The 22,485-nt window shown below is 71.0% G+C and carries 17 protein-coding genes, 1 tRNA gene and 3 pseudogenes; 11 read left to right on the forward strand and 10 right to left on the reverse strand.

From position 1 onward, the window contains the following. Positions 1-47 precede the first annotated feature (47 nt). The 4 genes from ABEA77_RS14425 to ABEA77_RS14440 form a co-directional block, all read right to left on the reverse strand. Positions 48-779: a nucleotidyltransferase family protein gene (locus tag ABEA77_RS14425; RefSeq protein ID WP_345646381.1), complete on the reverse strand. Its 732-nt coding sequence runs from the start codon at positions 777-779 to the stop codon at positions 48-50. A 123-nt stretch (positions 780-902) separates the two neighbouring features. Then, positions 903-1,322 (reverse strand): hypothetical protein, encoded by a 420-nt coding sequence (locus tag ABEA77_RS14430; protein ID WP_345646384.1) that lies wholly within the window; start codon positions 1,320-1,322, stop codon positions 903-905. A gap of 234 nt (positions 1,323-1,556) precedes the next feature. After that, positions 1,557-2,678, reverse strand: coding sequence for an ABC transporter ATP-binding protein (locus tag ABEA77_RS14435; protein ID WP_345646387.1), 1,122 nt, complete (start codon positions 2,676-2,678; stop codon positions 1,557-1,559). A 217-nt stretch (positions 2,679-2,895) separates the two neighbouring features. Further along, the gene (locus tag ABEA77_RS14440) at positions 2,896-3,498 is read right to left on the reverse strand and encodes a PadR family transcriptional regulator (RefSeq protein WP_345646390.1); all 603 of its coding nucleotides are present in this window, start codon (positions 3,496-3,498) and stop codon (positions 2,896-2,898) included. Between the two features lie 127 nt (positions 3,499-3,625). Here ABEA77_RS14440 and ABEA77_RS14445 point away from each other — a divergent pair. Together ABEA77_RS14445 and ABEA77_RS14450 are read left to right on the forward strand one after the other, a co-directional pair. Beyond that, positions 3,626-3,699, forward strand: a tRNA-Thr gene (locus tag ABEA77_RS14445). A 311-nt stretch (positions 3,700-4,010) separates the two neighbouring features. Next, a protein-coding gene (locus ABEA77_RS14450) for an IS5 family transposase (RefSeq protein ID WP_345646393.1) occupies positions 4,011-4,900 on the forward strand; the annotation gives its coding sequence in 2 pieces (ribosomal slippage) (positions 4,011-4,359 and positions 4,359-4,900; 891 coding nt in all). 17 nt (positions 4,901-4,917) lie between these two features. Here ABEA77_RS14450 and ABEA77_RS14455 read toward each other — a convergent pair. Together ABEA77_RS14455 and ABEA77_RS14460 are read right to left on the reverse strand one after the other, a co-directional pair. Further along, complete coding sequence (locus ABEA77_RS14455) at positions 4,918-5,841, reverse strand: AraC family transcriptional regulator (RefSeq protein ID WP_345646396.1); 924 nt, start codon at positions 5,839-5,841, stop codon at positions 4,918-4,920. Positions 5,842-5,860: 19 nt separating this feature from the next. Next, a complete protein-coding gene (locus tag ABEA77_RS14460) occupies positions 5,861-6,808 on the reverse strand; it encodes an alpha/beta hydrolase (protein WP_345646398.1) in 948 nt (315 codons plus the stop codon). A 373-nt stretch (positions 6,809-7,181) separates the two neighbouring features. Between ABEA77_RS14460 and ABEA77_RS14465 the strand changes: the two are divergent. Next, positions 7,182-7,938, forward strand: a pseudogene (locus ABEA77_RS14465) (transposase family protein). On the opposite strand, the gene ABEA77_RS14470 reads toward ABEA77_RS14465, so the two are convergent. Continuing rightward, positions 7,939-9,060 carry an ISAs1 family transposase gene (locus ABEA77_RS14470; RefSeq protein WP_345646401.1) on the reverse strand — a complete coding sequence of 374 codons (1,122 nt, stop codon included), beginning with the start codon at positions 9,058-9,060 and terminating at the stop codon, positions 7,939-7,941. Between the two features lie 144 nt (positions 9,061-9,204). On the opposite strand from ABEA77_RS14470, the pseudogene ABEA77_RS14475 reads away from it, so the two are divergent. Beyond that, positions 9,205-9,408: pseudogene (locus ABEA77_RS14475) on the forward strand (ISL3 family transposase); the annotation flags it as partial. A 123-nt stretch (positions 9,409-9,531) separates the two neighbouring features. Here ABEA77_RS14475 and ABEA77_RS14480 read toward each other — a convergent pair. From ABEA77_RS14480 to ABEA77_RS14490, 3 genes and pseudogenes are all read right to left on the reverse strand, one after another. Then, on the reverse strand, positions 9,532-10,155 hold the full coding sequence (locus ABEA77_RS14480; protein ID WP_345646404.1) for a hypothetical protein: 624 nt from the start codon (positions 10,153-10,155) through the stop codon (positions 9,532-9,534). A gap of 469 nt (positions 10,156-10,624) precedes the next feature. After that, a complete protein-coding gene (locus ABEA77_RS14485) occupies positions 10,625-10,756 on the reverse strand; it encodes a hypothetical protein (RefSeq protein WP_345646443.1) in 132 nt (43 codons plus the stop codon). A gap of 187 nt (positions 10,757-10,943) precedes the next feature. Beyond that, positions 10,944-11,093: pseudogene (locus ABEA77_RS14490) on the reverse strand (MFS transporter); the annotation flags it as partial. A gap of 400 nt (positions 11,094-11,493) precedes the next feature. Between ABEA77_RS14490 and ABEA77_RS14495 the strand changes: the two are divergent. From ABEA77_RS14495 to ABEA77_RS14525, 7 genes are all read left to right on the forward strand, one after another. Beyond that, positions 11,494-11,907 carry an NUDIX domain-containing protein gene (locus ABEA77_RS14495; RefSeq protein ID WP_345646407.1) on the forward strand — a complete coding sequence of 138 codons (414 nt, stop codon included), beginning with the start codon at positions 11,494-11,496 and terminating at the stop codon, positions 11,905-11,907. Positions 11,908-11,935: 28 nt separating this feature from the next. Then, positions 11,936-12,913, forward strand: a complete 978-nt coding sequence (locus ABEA77_RS14500; RefSeq protein WP_345646410.1) for a radical SAM protein — start codon at positions 11,936-11,938, stop codon at positions 12,911-12,913. 6 nt (positions 12,914-12,919) lie between these two features. Then, positions 12,920-14,083 (forward strand): prenyltransferase/squalene oxidase repeat-containing protein, encoded by a 1,164-nt coding sequence (locus ABEA77_RS14505; protein WP_345646413.1) that lies wholly within the window; start codon positions 12,920-12,922, stop codon positions 14,081-14,083. Between the two features lie 122 nt (positions 14,084-14,205). Continuing rightward, positions 14,206-15,399, forward strand: coding sequence for an alpha/beta hydrolase family protein (locus ABEA77_RS14510; protein ID WP_345646415.1), 1,194 nt, complete (start codon positions 14,206-14,208; stop codon positions 15,397-15,399). Further along, a complete protein-coding gene (locus ABEA77_RS14515; RefSeq protein ID WP_345646417.1) occupies positions 15,390-18,506 on the forward strand; it encodes an SUMF1/EgtB/PvdO family nonheme iron enzyme in 3,117 nt (1,038 codons plus the stop codon). The genes ABEA77_RS14510 and ABEA77_RS14515 overlap by 10 nt, the downstream gene beginning before the upstream one ends. 814 nt (positions 18,507-19,320) lie before the next feature. Beyond that, positions 19,321-20,532 carry a cytochrome P450 gene (locus ABEA77_RS14520; protein ID WP_345646419.1) on the forward strand — a complete coding sequence of 404 codons (1,212 nt, stop codon included), beginning with the start codon at positions 19,321-19,323 and terminating at the stop codon, positions 20,530-20,532. A gap of 344 nt (positions 20,533-20,876) precedes the next feature. Continuing rightward, on the forward strand, positions 20,877-22,235 hold the full coding sequence (locus ABEA77_RS14525) for a serine hydrolase domain-containing protein (protein ID WP_345646422.1): 1,359 nt from the start codon (positions 20,877-20,879) through the stop codon (positions 22,233-22,235). Positions 22,236-22,485: the final 250 nt, after the last annotated feature.

The raw sequence follows: 22,485 nt of genomic DNA on the forward strand, positions 1-22,485 counted from the left end.
AGGGGGCCGGGACCGTACGGGAGGGGGCCGGGACCGCACGGGCCGGCTCACGCGGGCAGTGTGGTCCCCGCCGCGAGTTCCTTCGCCGCCTGCGTGAGGTCCTTCGCCGTGTCGATGGCGCGCCAGTAGGCGCCCTGCGGCAACGGAAAGCCCGCCAGGCGCCGTTCGCGCGCCAGGCGGGGGAAGGTGGTGCGTTCGTGGTCGCCGCGGTCGGGCAGCAGCGCGGTGAAGTCCGCGGAGAACACGTACACACCGGCGTTGATCAGATACGGCGAGGGCGGGGCCTCGATGAAGTCGAGGACGTGCCCGAACTCGTCGGTTTCCACGGCCCCCCAGGGGATCCTGGGCCGGGCGAGGGCGAGCGTCGCGGTGGCGTCGCGCTCGGTGTGGAAGTCGGCCATCTCGCGCAGCGAGAAACGCGTCCAGATGTCGCCGTTGGTCGCGTACCAGGGCGCGTCCGGCGCGGGCAGGTGGGCCGCCGCGTGCTTCAGGCCGCCGCCGCGGCCGAGCGGCTCCGACTCGACCACGGTCGTGACCCGCAGCGGCAGCTCGTCCACCGCCGACTCCAGCCACTCCTGCAGGACTTCGGCGAGGTGGCCACAGGACACGACGGCGTCCGTCACACCCTCGGCGGCGAGCCAGGACAGCTGGTGACCGATGATCGGGGTCCCCGTGCCGGGGATCTCGACCATCGGCTTCGGCCGGTCGTCGGTGTACGGGCGCAGTCTTGACCCCTGGCCGCCCGCCAGCACGACCGCCTGCGTCGGAAACGTATGCATGGCGTGCACCCTATGCGGGACGGCGCGGCGAACACCGCCGAGGATGCGGGGCGGGCGGGGGTGGCGTGCGGGCGGGACGGGACGAGGGGTGTGCGGGCGGACGGGGCGCGGGCCCCGTCCGCGTCAGCCGGCCGCGGCCTGCGTGGAGACCCCGTACGCGAACGACGTGTCGCACACCGGGCGCGAGAACGACTGCGCGCGCGTGGGGCCGTAGTGCTGCACCGCGGCGCGGCCGAGGGCCCGGGCGATGGCCATGCAGTGCTTCGCGAGCGAGGGGCGCGCCTCGACCTCGCGCTGGAGGTGGGTGAGGGCGATCCCCGGGTCCTTCTCCTGGAGCTCCACGAGGAGCTTGTCGCGCAGGACGTCCTGGGGGGTACGCGATGTGGCGGGCGCCGACGCGGTCTCCGAGGAGGCCGTCAGGGCCTGCGTCTCGGGGCTGGTCGCCCAGGGGACACGGGCGACCGCGAGGGTCCCGGAGAGCACCAGGACGACGGGCAGTACGAATGCGAGAGTTCGGCCGATACGCCGCGCTGAGTGGTTCACGGGGCGAGCGTAGCGGGCGGTAGTGATATGGCGACATTTCGTCACCCACGTGAGGGATGGTTCGACGTGTTTATTCGAATCGCGTGTTGACGGCGTGGGGTTATGTGGGCGATTTGTCGACTTGGGTGGGGGCGGGCTCCGGGGGCGCCGGAGGGGGCGGGCCCGGGTGCGTGCGCGCGCGGCCCCGCGCCCGGTGAGGGGTGCGGGGCCGCGCGACGGCTGCCGTGAGCGAGGTCAGTCGCTGAGACGCTCGCCCGTGGAGGTGGAGAAGACGTGGGTCTCGCCCGCGCGGGGGACGACGTTCAGCGTCGCGCCCTTCTCCGGGACGGCGCGGCTGTTGCCGCGGATGACCAGGTCCCTGCGCTCGCCGTTCACCTCGATGGTGCCGAAGATGAACGCGTCGGCGCCGGTCTCCTCAACCACGTTGACCGTGACTTCGAGACCGGGGGCCGCGTCCTTGGTGAGTGTCTTCGCGTCGGCGGCGCCGCCGATGTCGAAGTGCTCGGGGCGGACGCCCACGGTCACGGTCTTGTCGCCCTTGTCGGCCGCGGCCTTGAGCGCGTCGCGGTTGACCGGCACGACGCTGTTGCCGAACTTCACGCCGCCGTCCGTGATCGGGACCTCGATGAGGTTCATCGCGGGGGAGCCGATGAAGCCGGCGACGAAGAGGTTGGCCGGGCGGTCGTACATGTTGCGCGGCGAGTCGACCTGCTGGAGGAGGCCGTCCTTGAGGACCGCGACGCGGTCGCCCATGGTCATGGCCTCGACCTGGTCGTGGGTGACGTAGACCGTGGTGATGCCGAGGCGGCGCTGGAGCGACGCGATCTGCGTACGGGTGGAGACACGCAGCTTGGCGTCGAGGTTCGACAGCGGCTCGTCCATGAGGAAGACCTGCGGCTCGCGGACGATGGCACGGCCCATCGCGACACGCTGGCGCTGACCGCCGGAGAGCGCCTTCGGCTTGCGGTCGAGGTACTCGCTGAGGTCGAGGATCTTCGCGGCCTCCTCGACCTTCGCGCGGATCTCCGTCTTGTTCACGCCGGCGATCTTCAGGGCGAAGCCCATGTTGTCGGCGACGGACATGTGCGGGTAGAGCGCGTAGTTCTGGAACACCATGGCGATGTCCCGGTCCTTCGGCGGCAGGTGCGTGACATCGCGCTCACCGATGCGGATCGCCCCGTCATTGACGTCCTCAAGGCCCGCGAGCATGCGCAGGGAGGTGGACTTGCCACAGCCGGAGGGACCGACGAGGACGAGGAACTCGCCGTCCGCGATGTCGATTTCGAGCTGGTCCACGGCGGGCTTGGTGCCGCCCGGGTATATGCGGGTCGCCTTGTCGAACGTGACAGTAGCCATGGCGGATGTGTCCCTTCACCGGCAGGAACGTGCCGGACGATCCGAGTAAAGGAATGGCTCTCCCCGCGGGTGTGCGGAAGAGAGATGGAGAGGTCTGGTCCACCTGGGTGAACTGGAGGTGACGGTACCCGGCGTTTCGTGATCTGTCAGTAGTCGAGGACCCTCGAATTTTTCCGCAGTGTTACCTGCTCGTGCCCGCCCTGCGCGGCCCGTTCGCTCACCCGGCGGGTCTGCGTGCCTGCTCGGGGCGGTGCGCGGGCCGCCGCTGCGGCCATGGCTCGGCCCGCACCCCGGTCTCGGCCTCCAACTCCGCGATGACGGAACGTAGCCACTCGACGTCGGCGTGTGCCGTCGCGGCGGCGGTCGCGAGCATGCCGCGCCTGAACCTGTCGGTCATCTCGTCCGCGCGCAGCGGCCTGCCGTGCTCGTAGAAGTAACTGGCGGGCCGGTCGTAGAAGCTCAACCGCCTCCGCAGGATGCGTAGTTGTGCCGCGGGGTCGGGCAGCTTGCCGAGGAAGGCGAGCAGGATCATGAACGAGTCGCGGTCGGTGATCTCGACGGGCGCGGGCGCGGCGAGCCGCCGCAGGAACTCCCGCCGGCCGCTCTCGGTCAGCGTGAACACGTGCCGCCGCGCGGCCCCGCTCCCCGACGCCTCCTCGCGCACCACGAACCCCGCCCTGCGCAGCCTGTCCAGCGCCGGATACAGGGCCCCGTCGCTGACGGGCCGGCTGTTGCCCGACAGCCCGGAGATCCGGTTGCGCAGCTCGTACGCGTGCAGGGGCTGTTCGGCGAGGAACCCGAGAATGCTCAGGGTCAGCATGCGCCTACGATGCCACGCCCGCCGGCTCGGGCGGGGTGCGGCCGCCCCGAAGACCGTGGTAGGGGCCTCGGGCGCCTGTGTAGAGTGGAACGGCCACGGGCGGGCTCACGCCCCGCCGCAGGGCACTGCCTCCTTAGCTCAGCTGGCCAGAGCAACGCACTTGTAATGCGTAGGTCGTCGGTTCGAATCCGACAGGGGGCTCAGTGAAACCCCAGGTCACATAGCCCGTGACCTGGGGTTTTTCCTTAGCTAGACCCTGGATCTGCCGGTGTGTCAGCCCTGAGGCTTCGGAGCAGGGTCTCCGGTGGCCGACCGGTGGCCAAACGTGCAAACGGCGTGCAGTGGCGGTGGCCGAGAGCGTTGCCGGGGACTGCTGGACGGCGGTCTCGTCGTTGTTCCATCCCTACAAGCCGTTGTTGCGCAGTGCCGGGCGCGAGAGTCTCCGGCCAGGTCCAGCAGTCCTGGGGCGGGGGGACGGCGAGGGTCCTAGGTGGTGTCTGATAATCGATCTTGTGACGGGTCGTGGTGAGTTGACGGATGCGGCGTGGGAGCGGATAGAGCCGCTGCTTCCGAGTGCTGATGGGTGTGGACGGCCGTGGCGGGATCACCGGCAGGTGGTCAACGGGGTGCTGTGGCGGCTGCACACGGGTGCGCCGTGGCGGGACCTGCCCGAGCGGTACGGGCCCTGGCAGACGGTCTACGAGCGCTTCGCCCGCTGGGAGGCGGAGGGGACCTGGGCGAAGCTACTGGAGTATGTCCAGGTCCGCGACGATGCGGTTGGACAGGTCGAGTGGACCGTAGCGGTGGACTCCACGATCAACCGCGCCCGTCAGCACGCCGCCGGCGCCCGTAAAAAGGGGCGTCCTGCGGGGACGAACTGGCGGATTCGCAATGCTCGGCGGCGCGGCAGGCCCTCGGCCGGTCCCGGGGCGGGCTGACGGCCAAGATCCACCTGGCCGTCGACGGCCGCGGCCTCCCCCTCGGGCTGGTCCTCACGCCGGGCAACGTCAACGACGCCACCGCGTTCGGGGCCATGATGGACGCGGTCCGCGTCCCGCGCGCGGGCAAGGGGCGGCCCTGTACCCGCCCGGACAGGGTTCTGGGCGACAAGGCGTACTCGTCCCGGGCCATCCGTGCCTGGTGGCGGCGCCACGGCGTCACCGCCACCATCCCCGAACGGCGGGACCAGCAGGCCAACAGGCTCCGCCGCGGCTCCCGCGGGGGCCGCCCGCCCGCCTTCGACACCGAGGCGTACAAGCACCGCAACGACGTAGAGCGCTGCTTCAACCGGATCAAAGAGTTCCGCGCCGTCGCGACCCGCTTCGACAAGCTCGCCACCCGCTACCGCGCCGGACTCGAACTCGCCTCACTCATCCTCTGGCTCCGCCAACCAGCAACGTGATCATTGTCAGACACGGCCTAGCTGAAGTACCGCGCCTCATGGGCCGGGGCGGTCCCGAAGGCGCGTTTGTAGTCGCGGCTGAACTGGGCTGGGCTCGCGTATCCGACCGTCTCCGAGATCGAGACCATGCTGCGCGACCGCAGCGCCACGAGCCGTCGCGCCTCGTGCAGCCGCAGCATCTTGTGGTACTGCACAGGCGTGGTCCCCGTGGCGTCCTTGAAGGCCCGGTAAAAGGTCGACACGCTCATCCGGGCACGTGCGGCGAGATCTTCCACGGCGATCGGTGTGCTGAGATGGCCGTGCATCCAGTTCGTCACCCGTCCGATGCCGGTGAGCGCCTCCTGGGCGCGCACCATCTGCAAAAGGCCGTCGCCTCCCTCGCTGCTGAGCACGCGGTACAGGATCTCCCGCTTCACGCTGGGCGCGAGGACGCGGGCGTCGGTGGGCGACTCCATCAGCTTTACCAGGCGCAGAGTCGCCGTAAGCGCCGAGGAAGGCAGCGGATGGACGCCCACCGACTGGGGGCGCGACGGCTGACGTGGCGGCATGAGTGCGACGAGCTCGCCGAGGACCTCGTGATCTACGGCCAGTTCGACCGCCAGATAGGGAGTCTTGCCGTCGGCTTCGGTGATCTCGACCAGGGCGGGGACGTCGAGGCCCATCAGTACGAGCTGACCGCCGCTGTAGTCGATCTGCCTGCCGCCGAGGATGATCCGTTTGGCGCCCTGCAGGACGACGTACAAGGTCGGGTGGAAGAGCGTGAGCGTCGGCGCCACCCGCTCCCGGGTCACGTGAAGGGTGACACCGCTGATCGCCGTATGTTCTTCGGGATGGTCGAAGGCCGCGATGACGCGTTCCCGAAGTTCTGTTTCGACGCGGCTCGTGCGGCAGGATTCCAGCAAGTCCGCCCCCTCGGCGTGGACAGTGTGCCTGGGGTTCATCCCGGGCACACTGCGTCGGTCACTTCATGTAGGCGCTGAACCAGTCCAGGATCCGTCGCGGGTGGCGCTGGAAGTGCTTGTAGGCGTCCCAGCGCACCGAGGCGTCCTCGACCCAGAACATGTCCTTCTCGGTCGCGCCGAGGGCGGCGTAGGCGTTCTTGAGGTCGTACGGCCGAGTGATGGCGTCGTCATAGGTGCCGTATGTGAGGGTCGGCATCGTGACGGACGGTGCCCAGTCGCTGACATTCCCGTCGGCGAGGCTTCTGCTCGTCAGCAGCTGGAACCGGCGGTCCACCTCGTCGATGTGCCCGCTCAGGCCGGCGTTCTCCAAGGTCGCCTCCACGAAGACGCGGGGAGACAGCAGGAGCGGTGCCACCAGGCAGGCGACATTGTCGAAGGCGTCTGGGTTCTCGTGGACGGCCCGGAACGTCACGCCGGCGCCCATGCAGCGGGCGAAGATGCCGAGCGTCATGGAGGCCAGCTCCGGACGGGAGCGGATGTAGTCCAGGGTCCCGATCACGTCGCGGGTCTCGAAGTGGTTGTTGGACATCCGGTTGCCGTTGGCGTCGCCGCTGAGACCGCAGTTGCGGAAGTCGAAGGCCAGGACGTTGTAGCCGTTGTCGTGGAGGACCTTGTAGTCGAGGGTGAAGTCGATCTCGGTGTCGTTCCCCGGGCCGAACGCCGATTTCCACGGCTCGATGTGGCTCGGGAAGCCGTATCGGTTGAAGCCGAAGGCGTGCATGCACACGACGAGCCGGGTGGAGCCCTTGGTGGGAATGAACCAGCCTTCCAGCGGGACGCCGTCGGACGACGGGTAGGAGATCTCCTCGTAGTCGAGACCCGTATCCGCCGGGGTCCGCAGGATGGGCGACCGGGAAGCGTACCCAAGGCCGTTGGCCAGCGATTCGATGGTGGCCTCCGCCGCGGGGTCGAGCGGCCTCGAATCGGGAGTGGTGCGATCAGCCATGACATTTCCTTTCAGAGGATCATGAGTGGAAAACCACCGCTCCTCAACGCTAGGCACACACCGTGTGGCAGTGAATGTCCCCTGCGTTCAATCCATTGCCCAATACTCTCACCGCGGCGTCTGCCAAGGGCGTCGATCGGCATGATCGGCATGATCGGCCGCTTGGACAGCGGATACGCGGTCCGGTTGGTCGATGTCACACCCCTCCCGGGGCCCGGACGACGCTCAACGTTACCGACAAGGACACTGAGTGTTTTCGCAGTGGCCACTGACCGGGTGACGGGGCGGCGCGGGGTCGGGGTGCGCAACGGACAGGGCCGCGTGCCGTTGAGGGAGGTGTTCGACGTCTCAACTCAACAGCACAGGAGCCCTGTTGGTTCCCCATTCTGCCGCACTCGATTTGCCTCACGCCTTGGTCGAGTGGGTCACGATACTCATCGTCACCCGCGAGGGTGACCGGCGGTGCAAACTCCCGCCGCACCGTCGTGCACTGGTCGCACTCGGGTACCCGCGCCGCCACGACACTCTCGCCCGTATCGCCGCGGCTTTCGGGACATCCGTCGGCACCGCCCACGCCTGCGTCACCGCGGTCACCGCTCCGCTCGCCGAGCAGGCGCCGGGCCTGCTGAAGACGCTGCGCGCACACGACCCGGACTTCGTCCTCCTGGACGGCACGCTCGCAGAGTGCGACCGGGTCGGTGACGGCAGGGGCGACCACTCCTCGAAACACGAAGCGGCACGGAGTGAACGTGCAGGTCGTCACGGACCCAGTGGGCGGGATTCTGTGGCTGTCGCCGGCGCTACCAGGACGGACCCATGCCCTCACGGCCGCCCGCGCCCACAAGATCCTCCGGATCTGCGCGCGCCAGGGAGTCCCGGTCCTCGCCGACACGGCCTGCATCGGTGCAGGCGACTGGGTCACCACCGCCAAGCGCCGCCCGCCACACGGAGAGCCCACGCTCACCGGGCGGACCGGGAACCGGGCCCTGTCCGCGGCCCGGACACCCGTCGAACGAGGCATGGCACGGCTGAAGTCCTGGCAGATCTTCCGCAGATGCCGCATCAGCCCCAACCGCATGAGCGTCATCACCAAAGCCGTGCTCACCCCAGGGCTCCGGCAAAGTCGTTGATCACGCTGTCAGGAGCAGGTTGATGGGGCGGTCGGTGCTGCGGGCGTGATGGCGTAGGGCGGCGGCGATGTTGTGGTTTGCGTCCAGGCGGAGCAGGGTGATCACGGTGTTGCGCAGGGCGGCCATGATGCGGGGTGCGTTGCCGGTTCGGATCTGGGAGCGGTCCTCGTCGAAGGTGACATCCCGGACCCAGTGCAGGCGGTTCTCGATCTCCCAGTGCGACTGCACCCATGCGGCCAGGGTGGCGGGCGACGCGTCACGGGCGTCCGCGCTGGTGATCAGGTAGACGATCTCGACGGTCCGTCGGCCCTTCCGGGTCACGGTGCGCCGCAGCTGGGCGACCTGCCTGGCCCCGCTGAACTCGACCCATGCCGGCACGTGGACGACCTTGATCGTGCGTGTGACGCGGCGTCCATGTCCTCGATCCGTCCTCGTGACGGCGGGCACCGAAGTCCAGGGAAGCGCCTTGAACTGCGAGTACAGCGACTTCTGATTGCCCTTCACCGTCAGGACGTAGACACCGCCGGACCCGGTCACCAGGTCCGCCGTGTCGTGCTGGGTGTGCAACGCGTCCATCGTGACGACCGTGCCGTCCAGGTCGAGGAGCTGAAGCAGCTGACGGGCGGCTGGGATCGCGTTGCTCTTCTCACTCACGGCGACCTGGCCGAGCACCATCCCGGACCCGTGCGCGAGGGCCGCGACCAGGTGCGGGGCCGCGGAGCCGCCGCCTGCTCCCCGGACGGTCTTGCCGTCGACGGCGATCACCCGGCGACCTGCGACGAGCGCGGTCCTGGCCAAAGCCCAGGCACCCAGCACCACATCGAGACGGTCCGCATCGAGGCAGGCGAACAGGCGCCGCAGCGTCGATTCGTCCACCTTGCCCCGCTCCAGGCCCAGCCGTTCCAACGCGGCGCCTCCGGCGTCCCGGGCCCACTCCCCGATCGCGGTGAACCCCCGGGCTCCGGCCATCACCGCGCACACCGCTACCGCGATGAGAGCGCCCACCGGATGTCGCACCCCGCGGCGCCGACGCGGATCAGGTATCCCGGCGAGCAACTGGACCAGGAGCTCATGTTCCGGGACAGGCGTGCGAACGGGCGCGGGGATGAGGGACGATGACATGGCGCGGGCGTGATCCCCCTTCTCGGACGTGAAGGTGTAGGAACGTCCATCCAACCGGACCAGAACACGTCCGCGTACCTCCTCCACCCACACACCCCCACGTCACAGGGCTACAGAACGACTTTGCAGAGGCCCTGCGAAGCGCTCACCTGCTGGATCGCCCAAATCCGAGCGGCCGACCTGCCGCACCTGCACGCCTTCACCTGCGGCCCCGACGCCGTTATCGCCGGGCTCACACTTGCCTACAGCAACGGCCCGACCGAGGGCGTCGACACCAAGACCAAGCGGATCGCGCGCCGGATGCACGGGCGAGCAGGATTCACTCTGCTCCGCCACCGCATCCTCCTCGGACAACAGCACGCTCCGTCACCACCGAAAGTGCGGCAGAGCCGGTCATTTGACAGACCTTCGACCAGCCATGACCGTCATCGTTGACGCTGTCCTCACCCTGGAGAGGCAACGCCGAAACTCTCACCAGACCCCCCAGTCGACGACCGGGTTGGAGAAAGGGTCCGGCAGCAGGATGGTGCGCAGCGGTATCTCGAACCAACGAGGGTCGATGCGCAGACCCATGACACGCTCGGCCAGCACCAGCTGGCGCGCTCCGCGCAGCCACTCGTCGTGCTCCGGGTCGGTCAGGTCCTCGCACCAGGCCGGGTCCCACGCAGGGTCGGGATCCGGGTCGGAGAGCGGAGTGAGCGGGCCCCAGGGTTCCTCGTGGACGACCAGTCTGCCATCGACTGCGTAGCCGATGATGTCTGCGCCGTTGACGTGCGTGAGGATGGACAACGCACGGGCACCCCCTTGCGAAAGACTACGCAGCGCATAGGCGCCCGTGAAGCCATTCTCGATCGCGAAGACCAACCCCGGTGCCGCGGTACCGACCCGCAGCATGAACGCCACGTCGCCGGTCTCGCGGCCCTGCATCAGCTCCCCGTAGAACTCGGGACCGCGCATGTCCGTAGTGCCCGGGTCTCCACCGAATCTGCGGATCACCTCGTTCTCGTCGGCACCTTCTATCAAGGCGAAACAATCCGAGTCATAGGTTTCGAACCAGTCGTGCCGTGCAATGCACGCAGCGGTCTCGTTGTCCATGACCACATCCATAACAGAGACCGCCGACAGCACGGGCTCGCTCTGCCGTCGCCGGCATCGCCATCCACGCCACCGCGTACCTCCTCCACCCACAAACCCCCACGTCACAGGGCTATAGAACGACTCTGCCGAGGCCCTGGTACTCACCCTGGAGAGGCAACGCTGAAAACGCTCGTTGGGCAGTGTGAGGAAGCGGCTCTGGTCGTTGGCCGAGAGCGCCTTGCAGCCGTTCGCCGCCTCGCCTGCCTCGGTTTCCCCGGCCTGAGCCCTGCTCTCCGGGTAGGAGATGCAGGCAGCGGGCGTGGCCGTCTCCGGGGAGGGCGAGGACGCTGTGGCCGTGCCGGGAAACGCGGCCAGAGCCAGCGCGGCCAAGCCTGCACTGAGAGATGTCGCCTGCCGATACGTATCGCTGTGCGCATTTTCAGGCTCTCTTTCTGTCCAGCCTCGTTCCGGAGATCGGAATGGGGTGTCAGGAGTTGAACAGGAAGCCCACCAGGCTGGCGCCGGCGAAGGCCGGATGGCGGAACAGGGGCCACGGCATGACCCGGTTCCCGGTCCGGCGTTCGCGCATCCACAGCGAGGCCGCGGCGACGGCGGCCACCGGCGCTCCCGCCCCAGCCCAGCCTGGGGCCCTCGATGAGCGTGAAGCTGAGCGCGGCGAGCGCCGCGATCCACAGCATGTGGCCCGGCACGGTGAGCCTGGTGGCACGCGGCGCCGACCGGGCGACGCAGCGCCTGGTCGGCAGGATCCCGGCGATGCCGATGGGCAGGGTGACGACGAGGATGCTCCGCCAGTCGAGCGCGCTGACCAGCGGGCCGCCGGGGGTCGGACCGAGGCCCGCCGAGGTGCCCACGATCGCCGACCACAGGCCCAGCATCCGGGTGCGCTCGCGCTTCTCGGGGAAGGCGAACACCAGGAGCGACAGCGAACTCGGCATGAAGAGGGCGGCCCCCACGCCCTGGAGGAGGCGCGCGCCGATGAGCACGGCGCGCCGGCGGTCTCGGCCCCCCGGCGGGCGGTCCGGTCCGGGCGGTGTGCGGGTCGGATATCAGCGCGAAGGCTGGAGATGTGATCCGTTCCCGTGGGGTGGGCGGGAATCGATGTGCGAATGGCCGGGTGCGTTGTCCGGTCTCACCGGCCACATCGGTGACCGCCGCGGTCATTTCATCGCAAGATCTTTAAGGGGAAGGGTTCAAGGCCCGGTACTCCGGGCCCAGTTGACGCTATGGTGAGCGCACCTCCCAAGAGGGCGGGCGTTTCTGTGTCCGCGGTATGCCGCCGTGTGCCCTCTGAAGATCCGTGCCGGGGCTTTGCGCGCAATCGAAAGGCGAAGACTTATGACCTTGTTCTATGGGGCGGCGCACGCGCTCATTGAGCGGGACGGACGTTTCCTGCTGACACGCCGGTCCGCGGTGGACGACTACATGCCCCTCAAGTGGGATCTGCCGGGAGGGACGGTGGACCCGGGCGAGAGCCTGGAGGACGCGCTCGTCAGGGAGGTGCACGAGGAGACCAAGATCAAGGTCTCCATCGAACGCCTTCTCTACGCCTACACCAATCTGGCCACGCTTCCCCAGCGGCAGACCTTTCAGACGGTCTACCTCTGCCGTTACCTGGACGGAGAGGTAGAGCTGGATCCGGCCGACCACGATCAGTTCATCTGGGCGTCGAAGGGCGAGATCGACGAACTCGACGCCATGGCCTTCCTGGCCGGATTCCGCGAAACGATGATGTATCGCACTGTGAAATAGTCATCAAGGGGCGGGGGTTCCTGTGCGCGTGCGGTCGTTGGACATCTATGTGACCTATCGGTGCAATCTGCGCTGCACGCACTGCTTTGTCGGTGACAACCTGTCGACGGCGCAGAGCTTCGCCCAGGATTCCCTGGCCCGCCTGATCACCGGCGCCCGGCGCATGTGGGGTACGGAGGAAGTGACCTTTCTCGGCGGCGAACCGACTCTCCACCCCGGAATTGTCGACGCGGTCCTGCTGGCCGGGGCGAGCGGGCTCCGGGTGCGGATCGTCACCAACGGGCTGCACGGCTTCCGGTCCTTCGTCGAGCGCTTCGAGGGCGCCCCGCTGCCGGTGGTCGGCATCAGCATCGACGGCGCCTCTCCCGGGACCCACGACGCGGTCCGGGGCAGGAAGTCCTTCGAGCGCACGATGGAGAACGTCGAGCGGGCCCGGCAGCGCGGCTACCGTCTCTTCGGCATCATGTCGGTGAGCAGGGCCAACGCAGGCGACGTCGGCGACGTCCTCGCGCTCTGCGACCGCCTCGGGTTCGGCTGGGTGAACATCCACTACGTCTCCAACCGGGGTTTCGCCACACCGGAGATGGTGATGCCGATACCCGAATGGCGGGCGCTGGCCGCGGAGATCGAGCGACGCTCGGCCGGCCTCAGGCTCGACGTGCGGCTGGAACGCACCTTCGTCCCCGCCGGCGCCCACCGGCGGTACTGCGCGATCCGCAGCGCGGACAACCTCCTCTTCCTGCCCGACGGTCGCGTCTTCATGTGCCCGATGTTCATCGACGTGCCGGGGGCGCACTCGTTCACCTGGACGGGAAGCGAGCTGCTCGACCGGTCGGGAGCGGCGACCGAACGGGCGCTCGGCGAGACCCGGAGCGCGGTCCACTGCCCCGCCATGCGCCATGTGAACCGGCAGCTCGAAGCGGACGCCAGAGCATCGGGCCTCGAAATATCGTGCGTGCTCGAAAAGACCCGCCTCGGTGGAGGACTCGTCCTCGATGAGAAATGACGACTGATGGACATCTGGAACGACAGTGACCTGGCCTTCGTGCGGGAACGCGCGCACGGTTGGGACCTCCACTTCTCCGCGGCCTTCTGGGGAACACCGCTGTACAACCTGGTGGAACCGCTGATCGCCTCCTTCAACCAGGACTGCGGCGTCCCGAAGCAGATCGGCGTCCCCTCGGAGTCGCTGCCCGAGACGACCGCCACGGTGCTGCTGGCCCTCCACCGCATGGGCCTGCTCAGCCCCTCCATGCGCGACCGGGTCCACGGCTACCTGTGGTCCACGCACTACGCGGTCAGCGCCGGAACCACCGGGGACGCCGTGTACGCGGAGAACGAGTGCTGGAGCGCGGCCTCGCGGAACGTCTGGGCCACGGCGGCATGTCTGTGGGCCCTCATCGCGACGGGCTACCGGGGCCCGCACGAGAAGCGCTACGCCCACGCCGTCCGGTGGCTGATCGACGCCCAGGACGAGGACGGCGCCTGGGGTTTCAGCCGGGACTCGCGCAACCCGCCGTCGCTGTTCCTCACCGCCGTGTGCGCGTACACCCTGCGTCTCGCCGCCCAACTCGACGGTGCGGGCGGCGAGGCCGCCGGTCAGCGGCCCGTAGGGGACGCCGTCGAGGCTGCCACCCGGTATCTGAGGCGGACCAGACACCGGCGCAGCGGCCTCTGGCGCACCGGCGCGGGGGAGCCGGATGCGACGAGCACGGTGATGGCGCTGTGGGCGATCCGGTGGTGCGACACCGGCGCCGCGTCCGACAACGCCGACCTGATCCGCCACGGCCTCCGTGCGCTGACACGCGCCCTGGGCACCGAACTCTGCGCCCCCAGCCTGGAGATCGCGGTCGGGACGCTCCCCGACTCGCGGGAGGCCATAGCGCTCCAGAGCTACACCCCCGCCCTGCCGCTTGCGCTCCTGCAGCTGGGCGTCGATCCCTTCCACGAACTGGTGCTCCGGCCCCTGGACTTCCTGCGGACCAGCCGGCAGCCGAACGGCTGGGAGTTCCCGGTCATCGGCAACGGCGGTCAGGGCCGGTACATCAAGTCGGTGCCGTACGTGGGCACCGGCGAGCCCCTGACGTTCACCACCGCGCTCGCCCTCCAGACCGCGCACGCCTGGCACCGGCGGACGGTCCGGTGGAGCATCGAGCAGCACATGACACGGCGTTGACCTGTCCACCCGCCGGCGGTCCGGCGGCGCGGGGCACCACCGGCACCGCACCGCGAACGGCACCACCCGGCAAGGCACGGCAAGCGGCACCACCCGACGACATACGGCAAGGGGAAGCCACCGTGACCGCTGTCCTGTTCGTGCACGGCACAGGAGTCCGGCAGAAGGCGTTCGACGCCACGCTCGACGTCATGACGCGCTCGTTGCTCGCTCGGCGCCCCGACCTGACCGTCGAGGGGTGCTTCTGGGGGGACGCGCACGGGAGCAGACTCTTCGCCGGCGGCGCGTCGGTCCCCGTGGCGGACGAGGTCAGGGACGCCGAGGCGGGCGGCGGGCCGGAAGAGGCCGATGTCATGGTCTGGGAGTCGCTCCAGGAGGACCCTCTCTTCGAACTCCGCCTGCTGGCAGCGGCGGACGCGCCCCAGGACCGGGGAGGCGGCTTCCACCCCGGGCGGCAGCCGCGGGGACGCGCCCTGGAGGAGCAGTACGGGCGCTTCGCCGCGTCCGGCACGGCGGAGTCGCTGTTCCGCGAGGCCGGGCTCGGCGGCGAGTTCGCCAGGAGCTGCCGGACGGTCGCCGCGTCCCGGCCGTTCGGCGACCTGGGGGACGGCGGCGTCGCGCCGCGGGACGCCTGGCCCGTCCTGGTCCGCGCGACCGTCGCGGAAGCGTTGCGCGGCGTGGAGCGGGCGGGCGGTCCCGGGCTGCGGGCCGTGTACGACAGGGAGTTCAGGGACGAGTTCCTCCGCGCCGTGACGGCGGCCACCGGCGAGGAGTACCGCGACGTGCTCGGCCGGGCCCGGCAGCGGGTCGGTACGTTCTTCGCCGGGCGGACCACCTCCTACGTCTCGCGGCGGCGCGATGCCTTCACCGCGACGGCGTCCTCGGTCGCGGGCGACATCCTCCTCTACCAGCGTGACGGCTCGGCGGTCCGCCGGTTCGTGGCCGACCACATCGACCGCCTGGAGCCGCCGGTCGTGGTGGTCGCGCACAGCCTGGGCGGCATCATCTGCGCCGACCTCTTCGCCACGGCCCCTCGGCCCGAAGCGCGGCTGGTCACCGTGGGCACGGCGGCACCCCTGTTCTGGGAGCTCGACGCGCTGTGGGGCCTGCGGGCCGGCGCCCCGCTGCCCACCGGGTTCCCGCCCTGGACCAACATCTACGACCGGCGCGACTTCCTCGCCTACGTGGCCGCGCCCCTGTTCGGCGGCCGTGTCCGGGACATCCGGGTGGACAACGGCCAGCCCTTTCCGCGCTGCCACAGCGCCTACTGGTGGAACGGCGCGTGCTGGGACGCCGTGCTGAGCGCGTGTCCGTGAACGACTTCGCGCACGCCCGCGCTCTGGTGGTGGGCGTCGAGGAGTACGCGGCAGGGCCGGACTGGCGGCTGGTGGGGCCCGCCGCGGACGCGCTGGGCTTCGCGGACTGGCTGCTGGCCATGGGCATGCCCCCGGCCCGTATCGGTCTCTTCGCCAACTCCGCCGCCCCGGCGGCCGTCGAGGAGTGGCGGGACCGTACGGGCGTCGGCGTCGGCGAGCCGACGTCCGACGCGATACACACCGCACTCCTCGACGGGGTCAGGGAACTCGGATGTGAGGTCTTCTTCCTCTTCTGGGGCGGCCACGGGATCACCGACCCCCAGGGCCACCTGCGCCTGTTCACCGCCGACGCGCGTGAGGACCTCCTGCGCAACGTCGACGTGGACAACCTGGCGCAGGCCCTGCGCTCCTCCGCGTTCTCCCGGGTCGGGCGGCAGATCCTGCTGCTCGACGCCTGCCGCCGGTACGTCCCGCACCGCGAGCTCCGCCAAGGGCTCCCGCCCGGGACGTTCCCGGTGGGCGACCTCGTCCAGACCGACCAGTTCGCCCTGTGTGCCACGCGCGAAGGCGAACTGGCGGTCAACCTCACCGCCGCCGGAACCGGCCGGTTCTCCTCCGTGCTCCTCGGAGAGCTGCCCACCACGCCTGGCTCGCTGCCGGACATGCCACTCGTCGCACGGCGGGTCAGTGCCGAGTTCTCCCGGCTGCGCGCGGCCGGAACCACCACCCAGATGCCGGTGTTCTACTCGTCCAGGGGATACGACGGGAGTGTGCGGTCGGACCAGCTGGCACCGTGGGCCGGCGCGCCGGTCGCCGGCCCGGCGGCCGACGGGGGACAGCACGTGCGGCGGCTCGCCCGCACACTGGAGAGCCGGCTCATGCGGGAGGTCCGGGTCAGCGGCATGGGACCGTCCTTCGACTCGCTGGAGCGGTCGTCGGTCGTCACCAGGGCGCAGGTGCGGAGCACGGCCATCAGCGCCCAGCACACGGTGGTGCCGGACGCCGCGGACTACGTGCGGCGCGCGCGGATCCGCAGGGCGGTCGTCACCGGTGCCCCCGGGATGGGCAAGAGCGTGCTGCTCGACCTCCTCGCCCTCGCCCAGTGCCGCGAGTACGAGGCCGAAGGGGCGAGTGTCCCCGTGCGGCTCGCCGTCGACGACCGGGGCGATCCGGAGTGCGGGCTCCCGGCCGTCGAGCGGCTGCTCCGCGACGGCACGCACTTCCTCGGCGGCGCGGACCTCGACGACATCCTGCACCGATGTGTCTTCTACCTCGACGACTTCGACGAGCTGACACCCCCGTACCAGCGCGCCGTACTGGAGTTCATGCGCGCCCGTCCGCACGCGTCGTTCGTGCTGTCGGCCCGCTCGACCCGGGGCCTCGACTGGTCCGTGCCGAACTGCGTGGAGGTGGAGTTGCTTCCTCTCGACCCGCCCGAGGTGTTGCGCCATCTGGAGTGCGAACTCGGCACCCCGCTCGCCGAGGAGCTGTTCCGGCAGCTGGCGGGCCGCGACTTCGAGGCGGTCAGGGACAGTTGGCTGGCGGCGGGCGGAGACTGCGAGCAGATGTGGTCGCTGTCCGCGCGGGCGCCGCGGGACGTCCCCAGCGAGGTCGCCATGCTCAGACTCCGGCTGCTGCGCGATCCGCCGGCCGCCCTCCAGCTGGCCCGCACACCGTTCCTGCTGCGGGCCATGGTGACCATCCGGCGCGCCGGGGAGTACCTCGACCTCTCCCGGCCCGACATCCTGGACCATCTGATCACGGCGCTGTGGAGCAGGCTGCACGCGGAGTCCGGCTACCGGGATCTCACGCTCGACCGGCTGTTCGCCGGCCTCGGCCCCGTCGCGGAGTACCTCGTACGGATGCGGCAGGAGCGCTGCGAGCCGGCCGTGGCGGCGGCGTTGCCGGCCGACGCGGGCGAGGCGTGCGGCGCCCGGCTGGTCGAGGCCGCCATGGCGGTTGGCATCGTCGACGAGGACGGCTCGGGCATCACGTTCCGCCACCGGGTGATCCGCGACTACTTCGCCGCGGCGGCGTTGTCCGTCAGGATCCCGGACGGCGCACGGGCGGTCGACCACGTCGACGCGACGGCCTGGTGGGCCGAGTCGCCCTGGCGGGCGGTCCTGATGCTGGTCCCGCGGTTCCACGGCAGTCCCGACCGGGTCGCCGACTGGCTCGCCGGGGCACAGCCGGAGTGGGCTGCGGAGTGCGTGCAGCGCGGCGGGACGCCCGGCGGCACGGCGCGCCGCCGGCTCCGTGGTGTGATCAAGCGGCGGCTGGCCGGGGCTGCGACGGGTCCGCCGGCGGAACTCGCGGCGCTCGGCCGCGCCCTGGGGATGGTAGGGGACGACCGCCCCGGGGTCGGGGTGGGGCACTCCACGGCGGTGACCGTCCCGGCCGTCGAGTGGGTCTTCATCCCGGAACAGCTCGTCCCGGTGTCCGGGTCGTCCGAAGTCCGGGTGCCGGCCTTCTGTATGAGCAAGTACCCGGTGACCAACGCGCAGTTCGAGGTGTTCCTGCGCGACGACGGCTACCGCGAGGACAGCCACTGGACGCGGGAGGGTATCGCCTGCAGGGACCGGTACGGGTGGTGCGCGCCCGAGCGGTTCGGGCCGCCGTTCGATCTGCCCAACCACCCGGTTGTCGGCATCAGTTACCACGAGGCGCGCGCGTTCGGGAACTGGCTGGGTGCGCTGCGCGGGGAACGGGTGGGGATACCCGCCGTCGCGCAGTGGATGGCGGCGGCGCGGTCCGCCGAAGGCTTCGACGGATATCCCTGGGGCGCCGACTTCGAGACGACCCGCGGCAACAGCCGGCAGACGGACATCAGGACCACCACGGCGGTGGGGCTCTTCGCCTCAGGAGCCAGCCACTTCGGCCTCCTCGACTGCGGCGGCAACGTCTGGGAGCTCTGCACCCCCGGGCCGGAGCCGCGCCGCACGGCGCGGCGCGGCGGCCGCCGCGCGAGGCCCGCCGAGCGCTACTTCCCGGTCAAGGGCGGTTCGTTCGCGCACTACTGGTGCTCCGTGAAGACCCGGTCGGACGTGACCGTCCGCGAGGGCGACCGGGAGTGGGATGTCGGCTTCCGTCTGATGAAGCGCCTGTGACCGCGCCGCCCGCCGGCCGGAGCGGAACCGCCGGCCCTGGGCCTTTCGTACGGCCCGGGTGTCCGTTGACCGCCCCGCGGTGAGCAGACGGGGTACGACGATGGGGTGTCATCAAGGGCATGGGAAAAACGGTCACTTGAGCACGGCGGAGCGTGGCGCGGGGCGCGCCCCGGTCTGGTAACGCCTGTTTGCTCGCGCGATGACCGGGTGCGTCCTGGCCGCTCACCGGCGCGGACGCGCCCGCGCGCCATGCGCCGGACGCCGAGAGTTACGCCAAGCCGCCGTCAAGTCACTCTCCGTTCGACTTCGGGGGGTTGCTTTGTGATGACGGCGTGTGAAGACTGTGCCCGGAGCGCCGGGGAACCGGAAGCATTCGAGGGGCGCATTGAGCGGAATCCGGGCGGGGGCGGGCGGAAGATGCGTACTCTCGCGTCGACGGTCCGGGCTCAGGGACCGCTGTCCGGCTTTGCGCCGGCGGGGCACCGCGCGAGGGCCGCGCGGAGGTGTCACCAAGGGGGGATCAGCGTGTCGGGTCGTACCGCACGGAGAACGTGCCCGGTGAGCCGGGATCGCAACGGCACACAGCGCGGGGAGTGTTGACGGCACGACGACGGGCCTGGCAGGGCCCAGGGCCGCAGTCGGCCGGCCGCGCTCAGGGGCGCGCGGCATCCGGGGTGCCCGCGGCCGGCGCGTACGTCCGCGGGCGGCGGCGCCCTCGCCACCGCCCGACCGCACACCTTTTCCCGCTTTTCCCGCACCATCCCGCCGCGCGGGCACGGCAGCCCCGTGTCCGCCTGCCGCCACCCGAGGAGCCATGGTGTCCATCGAGCAGATAACCAGCGAAACCTTTTTGCTGGACGTGTTACCCGGCCGCTGGCGGGAGCTGCGCGCGGCCGGTCCCGTGCGCCGCGACGACGTGCAGGACGTCTGGCAGGTGACCGGCCACAAGGCCGTCTCCGCCGTACTCGCCGACCCGGCGACGTACTCTTCCGACCTCTCCGCGCTCGCGCCGAGCCAGCCGGACTTCGAGGCCTTCACCCGGGGCAACTTCGTCGGCATGGACCCGCCGGGGCACCGCACGCTCCGCGCGCTCGTCAGCCAGGCCTTCACCCCCCGCGTCGTGCAGGGGCTCCAGCCGCGCATCGAGGACGTGTGCACCCGGCTGCTCGACGCGGTCGGGGACCGGGACCGCTTCGACCTCGTCGAGGCCCTGGCCCACCCGCTGCCCATCATCGTCATCGCGGAGCTGCTGGGCATCCCGGCCTCGGAGCACCGCAGGTTCCAGGAGTGGGCGAGCGTGCTGTTCGGCGGCGAACAGCTGGGCGAGGCGCCCGACATGGCCGACCTGGAACGGGCCCTTGAGGCCATCGCTCCCACCGTGCGGGAGATGAACGGCTACATGCTGGACCACATACGCCGCCGCCGCGCCGACCCCGGCGACGACCTGACCAGCAGGCTCGTCGCCGCAGAGGTGGACGGGGCCCGTCTCGCGGACCAGGAGATGGTGGGCTTCGTGGCGCTGCTGCTCGTCGCAGGCCACATCACCACCACCGCCCTGCTCGGCAACGCAGTCGTCACCCTCGACCGGCACCCCGGCGCGGACCGCGCGCTGCGCGCGGACCCCGACCGGATCCCGCGGACCGTCGAGGAGGTGCTGCGCTGGCTGCCCCCCTTCCCCGAGCTGGGGCGCCGCGTCACCCGGCCCGTGGTCCTCGGGGGCCGCGAACTGCCCGCGGACACCATGGTCATGGTCCACCTGGGCGCCGCCAACCGCGACCCCGCGCGGTTCGAGCGGCCCGACACGTTCCTCGCGGACCGCGACCCCAACCCACATCTGACGTTCGGGCACGGCATCCACTTCTGCTTCGGCGCCCCGCTGGCCAGGCTGGAGGCCAGGATCGCGCTGCGCGCGCTGCATAAACGATTCCGCGCTCTCGCGGTCCCGTCGTACGACGATGTCGTCCCGCAGAACCCGGCCGTACTCGTCGGGCTCCGCCACCTGCCGGTCGAGGTCGAGAGGCCCTAGGCCGTGCCTGACACCTACCGACTGGCTGACGGCGCCCGGCATGCACTCTCGCCGCGTTGTCGGAGCCGGCCCGGTACGTCCGGTACGAGGCCGGTCCTCCGCCGGGCGGCAGCACGCGCCGGACTGCGCCGGCCCCGCCCCTCGGGCGGCCGACGGTGTGTGTCAGGCACTCCCCAGGCAGCCCTCGCGCACCCCGTGTCCTCGCCGAGGACGCGCCCGCTCGCCCACCACCGGCGCGGCACCGCTCGCCCGCCGTCCGAGCACCACACCCCGCACACGGGAAACCCACCCGTCCGAGCACCACACCCGCACACGGGAAACCCACTCAACGGGAGCACCCACTCATGCCGTACACCGTCCCCACCGGTCAGGCCGGCGCTGCCGCGCCGGCCACCCTCCGCCGGGAACTCCAGAGCCGCCTCGACTTCCTCGCCGACGCCCACCGGGTGCCAGGCGCCCAGTTGTTCGTGGACACCGGGGCCGAGACCCACTCCCTGCACACGGGCGTCGCCGACGCCGTCACCCGCGCCCCGCTCACCCCGGACACGGCCGTGCCGCTCGGCTCGCTCACCAAGCCCTACACCGCGGCGCTCGTGCTGCTCCTCGCCGACGACGGCGACCTCGACCTGGACGAGCCCGTGGCCGAGCACCTCCCCGAGCTGCGCGGCTTACCCGGCGTCAGGGTCCGCCACCTGCTGAGCCACACCGGTGGCCTGCCCACGGGGCCCGACTCCGACACGGCCTCCGCGACCGGCGGCGCCCGCTACCTCGCGTCGCTGTGCACGGCCGACCAGGCACTCTTCCCGCCGGGTACCGACTTCTCGTACTCCAACGCCGGCTATGTCGCCGCGGGCCGGCTGGTCGAGGCCGTCACCGGCATGCCCTGGCACGAGGCCGTCCGCGCGCTGCTCCTCGAACCCCTGGGCACGGTGCCCGCGTTCCTCGGCGACACCGCCGCCGCCCGCCCCCTGGCCGCCGGGCACACCGTCAACACCGCCACGGGCCAGGTGCGCCCCGTACGGCAGAACCTGGCCCCGCTGGAGGCGCCCGCAGGCGCGCTGCTGGCAGGCGCCGCCGACCTGGCCGCGCTCGGCCACGCCCTGACCGGGCGCTCTGACGCGCTGCCGCCCGCCGTCGCCAAGGAGATGCGGCGCGGCGAGCGCGCCGCGAGGCCAGGGGCGCTCGCCGACGGCTGGGGTCTCGGCGTCGCCCTGTACCGGCGCGGCGGGCGCGTCTGGTACGGGCACGACGGCAACGCCCAGGGCACCTCCTGCCATCTGCGGGCAGAGCCCGGGAGCGGGGCCGTGGTGGCGTTCACCGGCAACGCCGGGGCGGGCACGGCGCTCTGGCGCGACCTCGCGGCGGATCTTGAACGTCTCACCGGCCTCCGCGTGCCCGCCACCGCCGCGCCCGCCACCGACCGCGGCCGTCCGGTCGGCCTGCCGCCCGCCTGCCGCGGCACCTACCGCAACGGCGGTACGCCCTACCGCGTCACGGAAGGGCTCGACGGCGCGCCCGCGCTGTCCGTCGACGGCGACCTGCCGCTGCCGCTGGTCTGCTACGCCGACCTCTCGTACGACCTCGTCGACCCCGCCACCGGCCGCAGGGAGCCGGGCGGCCGGTTCCACCGCGACCCCGTCTCCGGCCGGGTCGAGCGGATCCAGGTCTCGGGCCGTACGGCGCGCCGCACCGACGACGGCTGAGGCGCGGGAGCCCGGTGGGCAGCCCGGCGGGATTCCGCCGGGCCGCCCGTGACCCCGGGGCCGCCGTGGCGCCGGGACCGCCGGGGCGGTCCGTGGCGGCGCCGGTCGTGAAGCCGGGGGCCGTGACGCCTGCGCGGTCCGTGGCGCCCGGCACCGGAGGCGCCCCGGTGGCCGCCGGGCGCTCCGGCTCAGCGCGGCGCCCCGCGTTCCGCCGCCGGGTCCCCGGGCCCGCGCCCGCCCCGCCACCCCG

Source organism: Streptomyces tremellae, assembly GCF_039540215.1.
Taxonomy (GTDB): Bacteria; Actinomycetota; Actinomycetes; order Streptomycetales; family Streptomycetaceae; genus Streptomyces; species Streptomyces tremellae.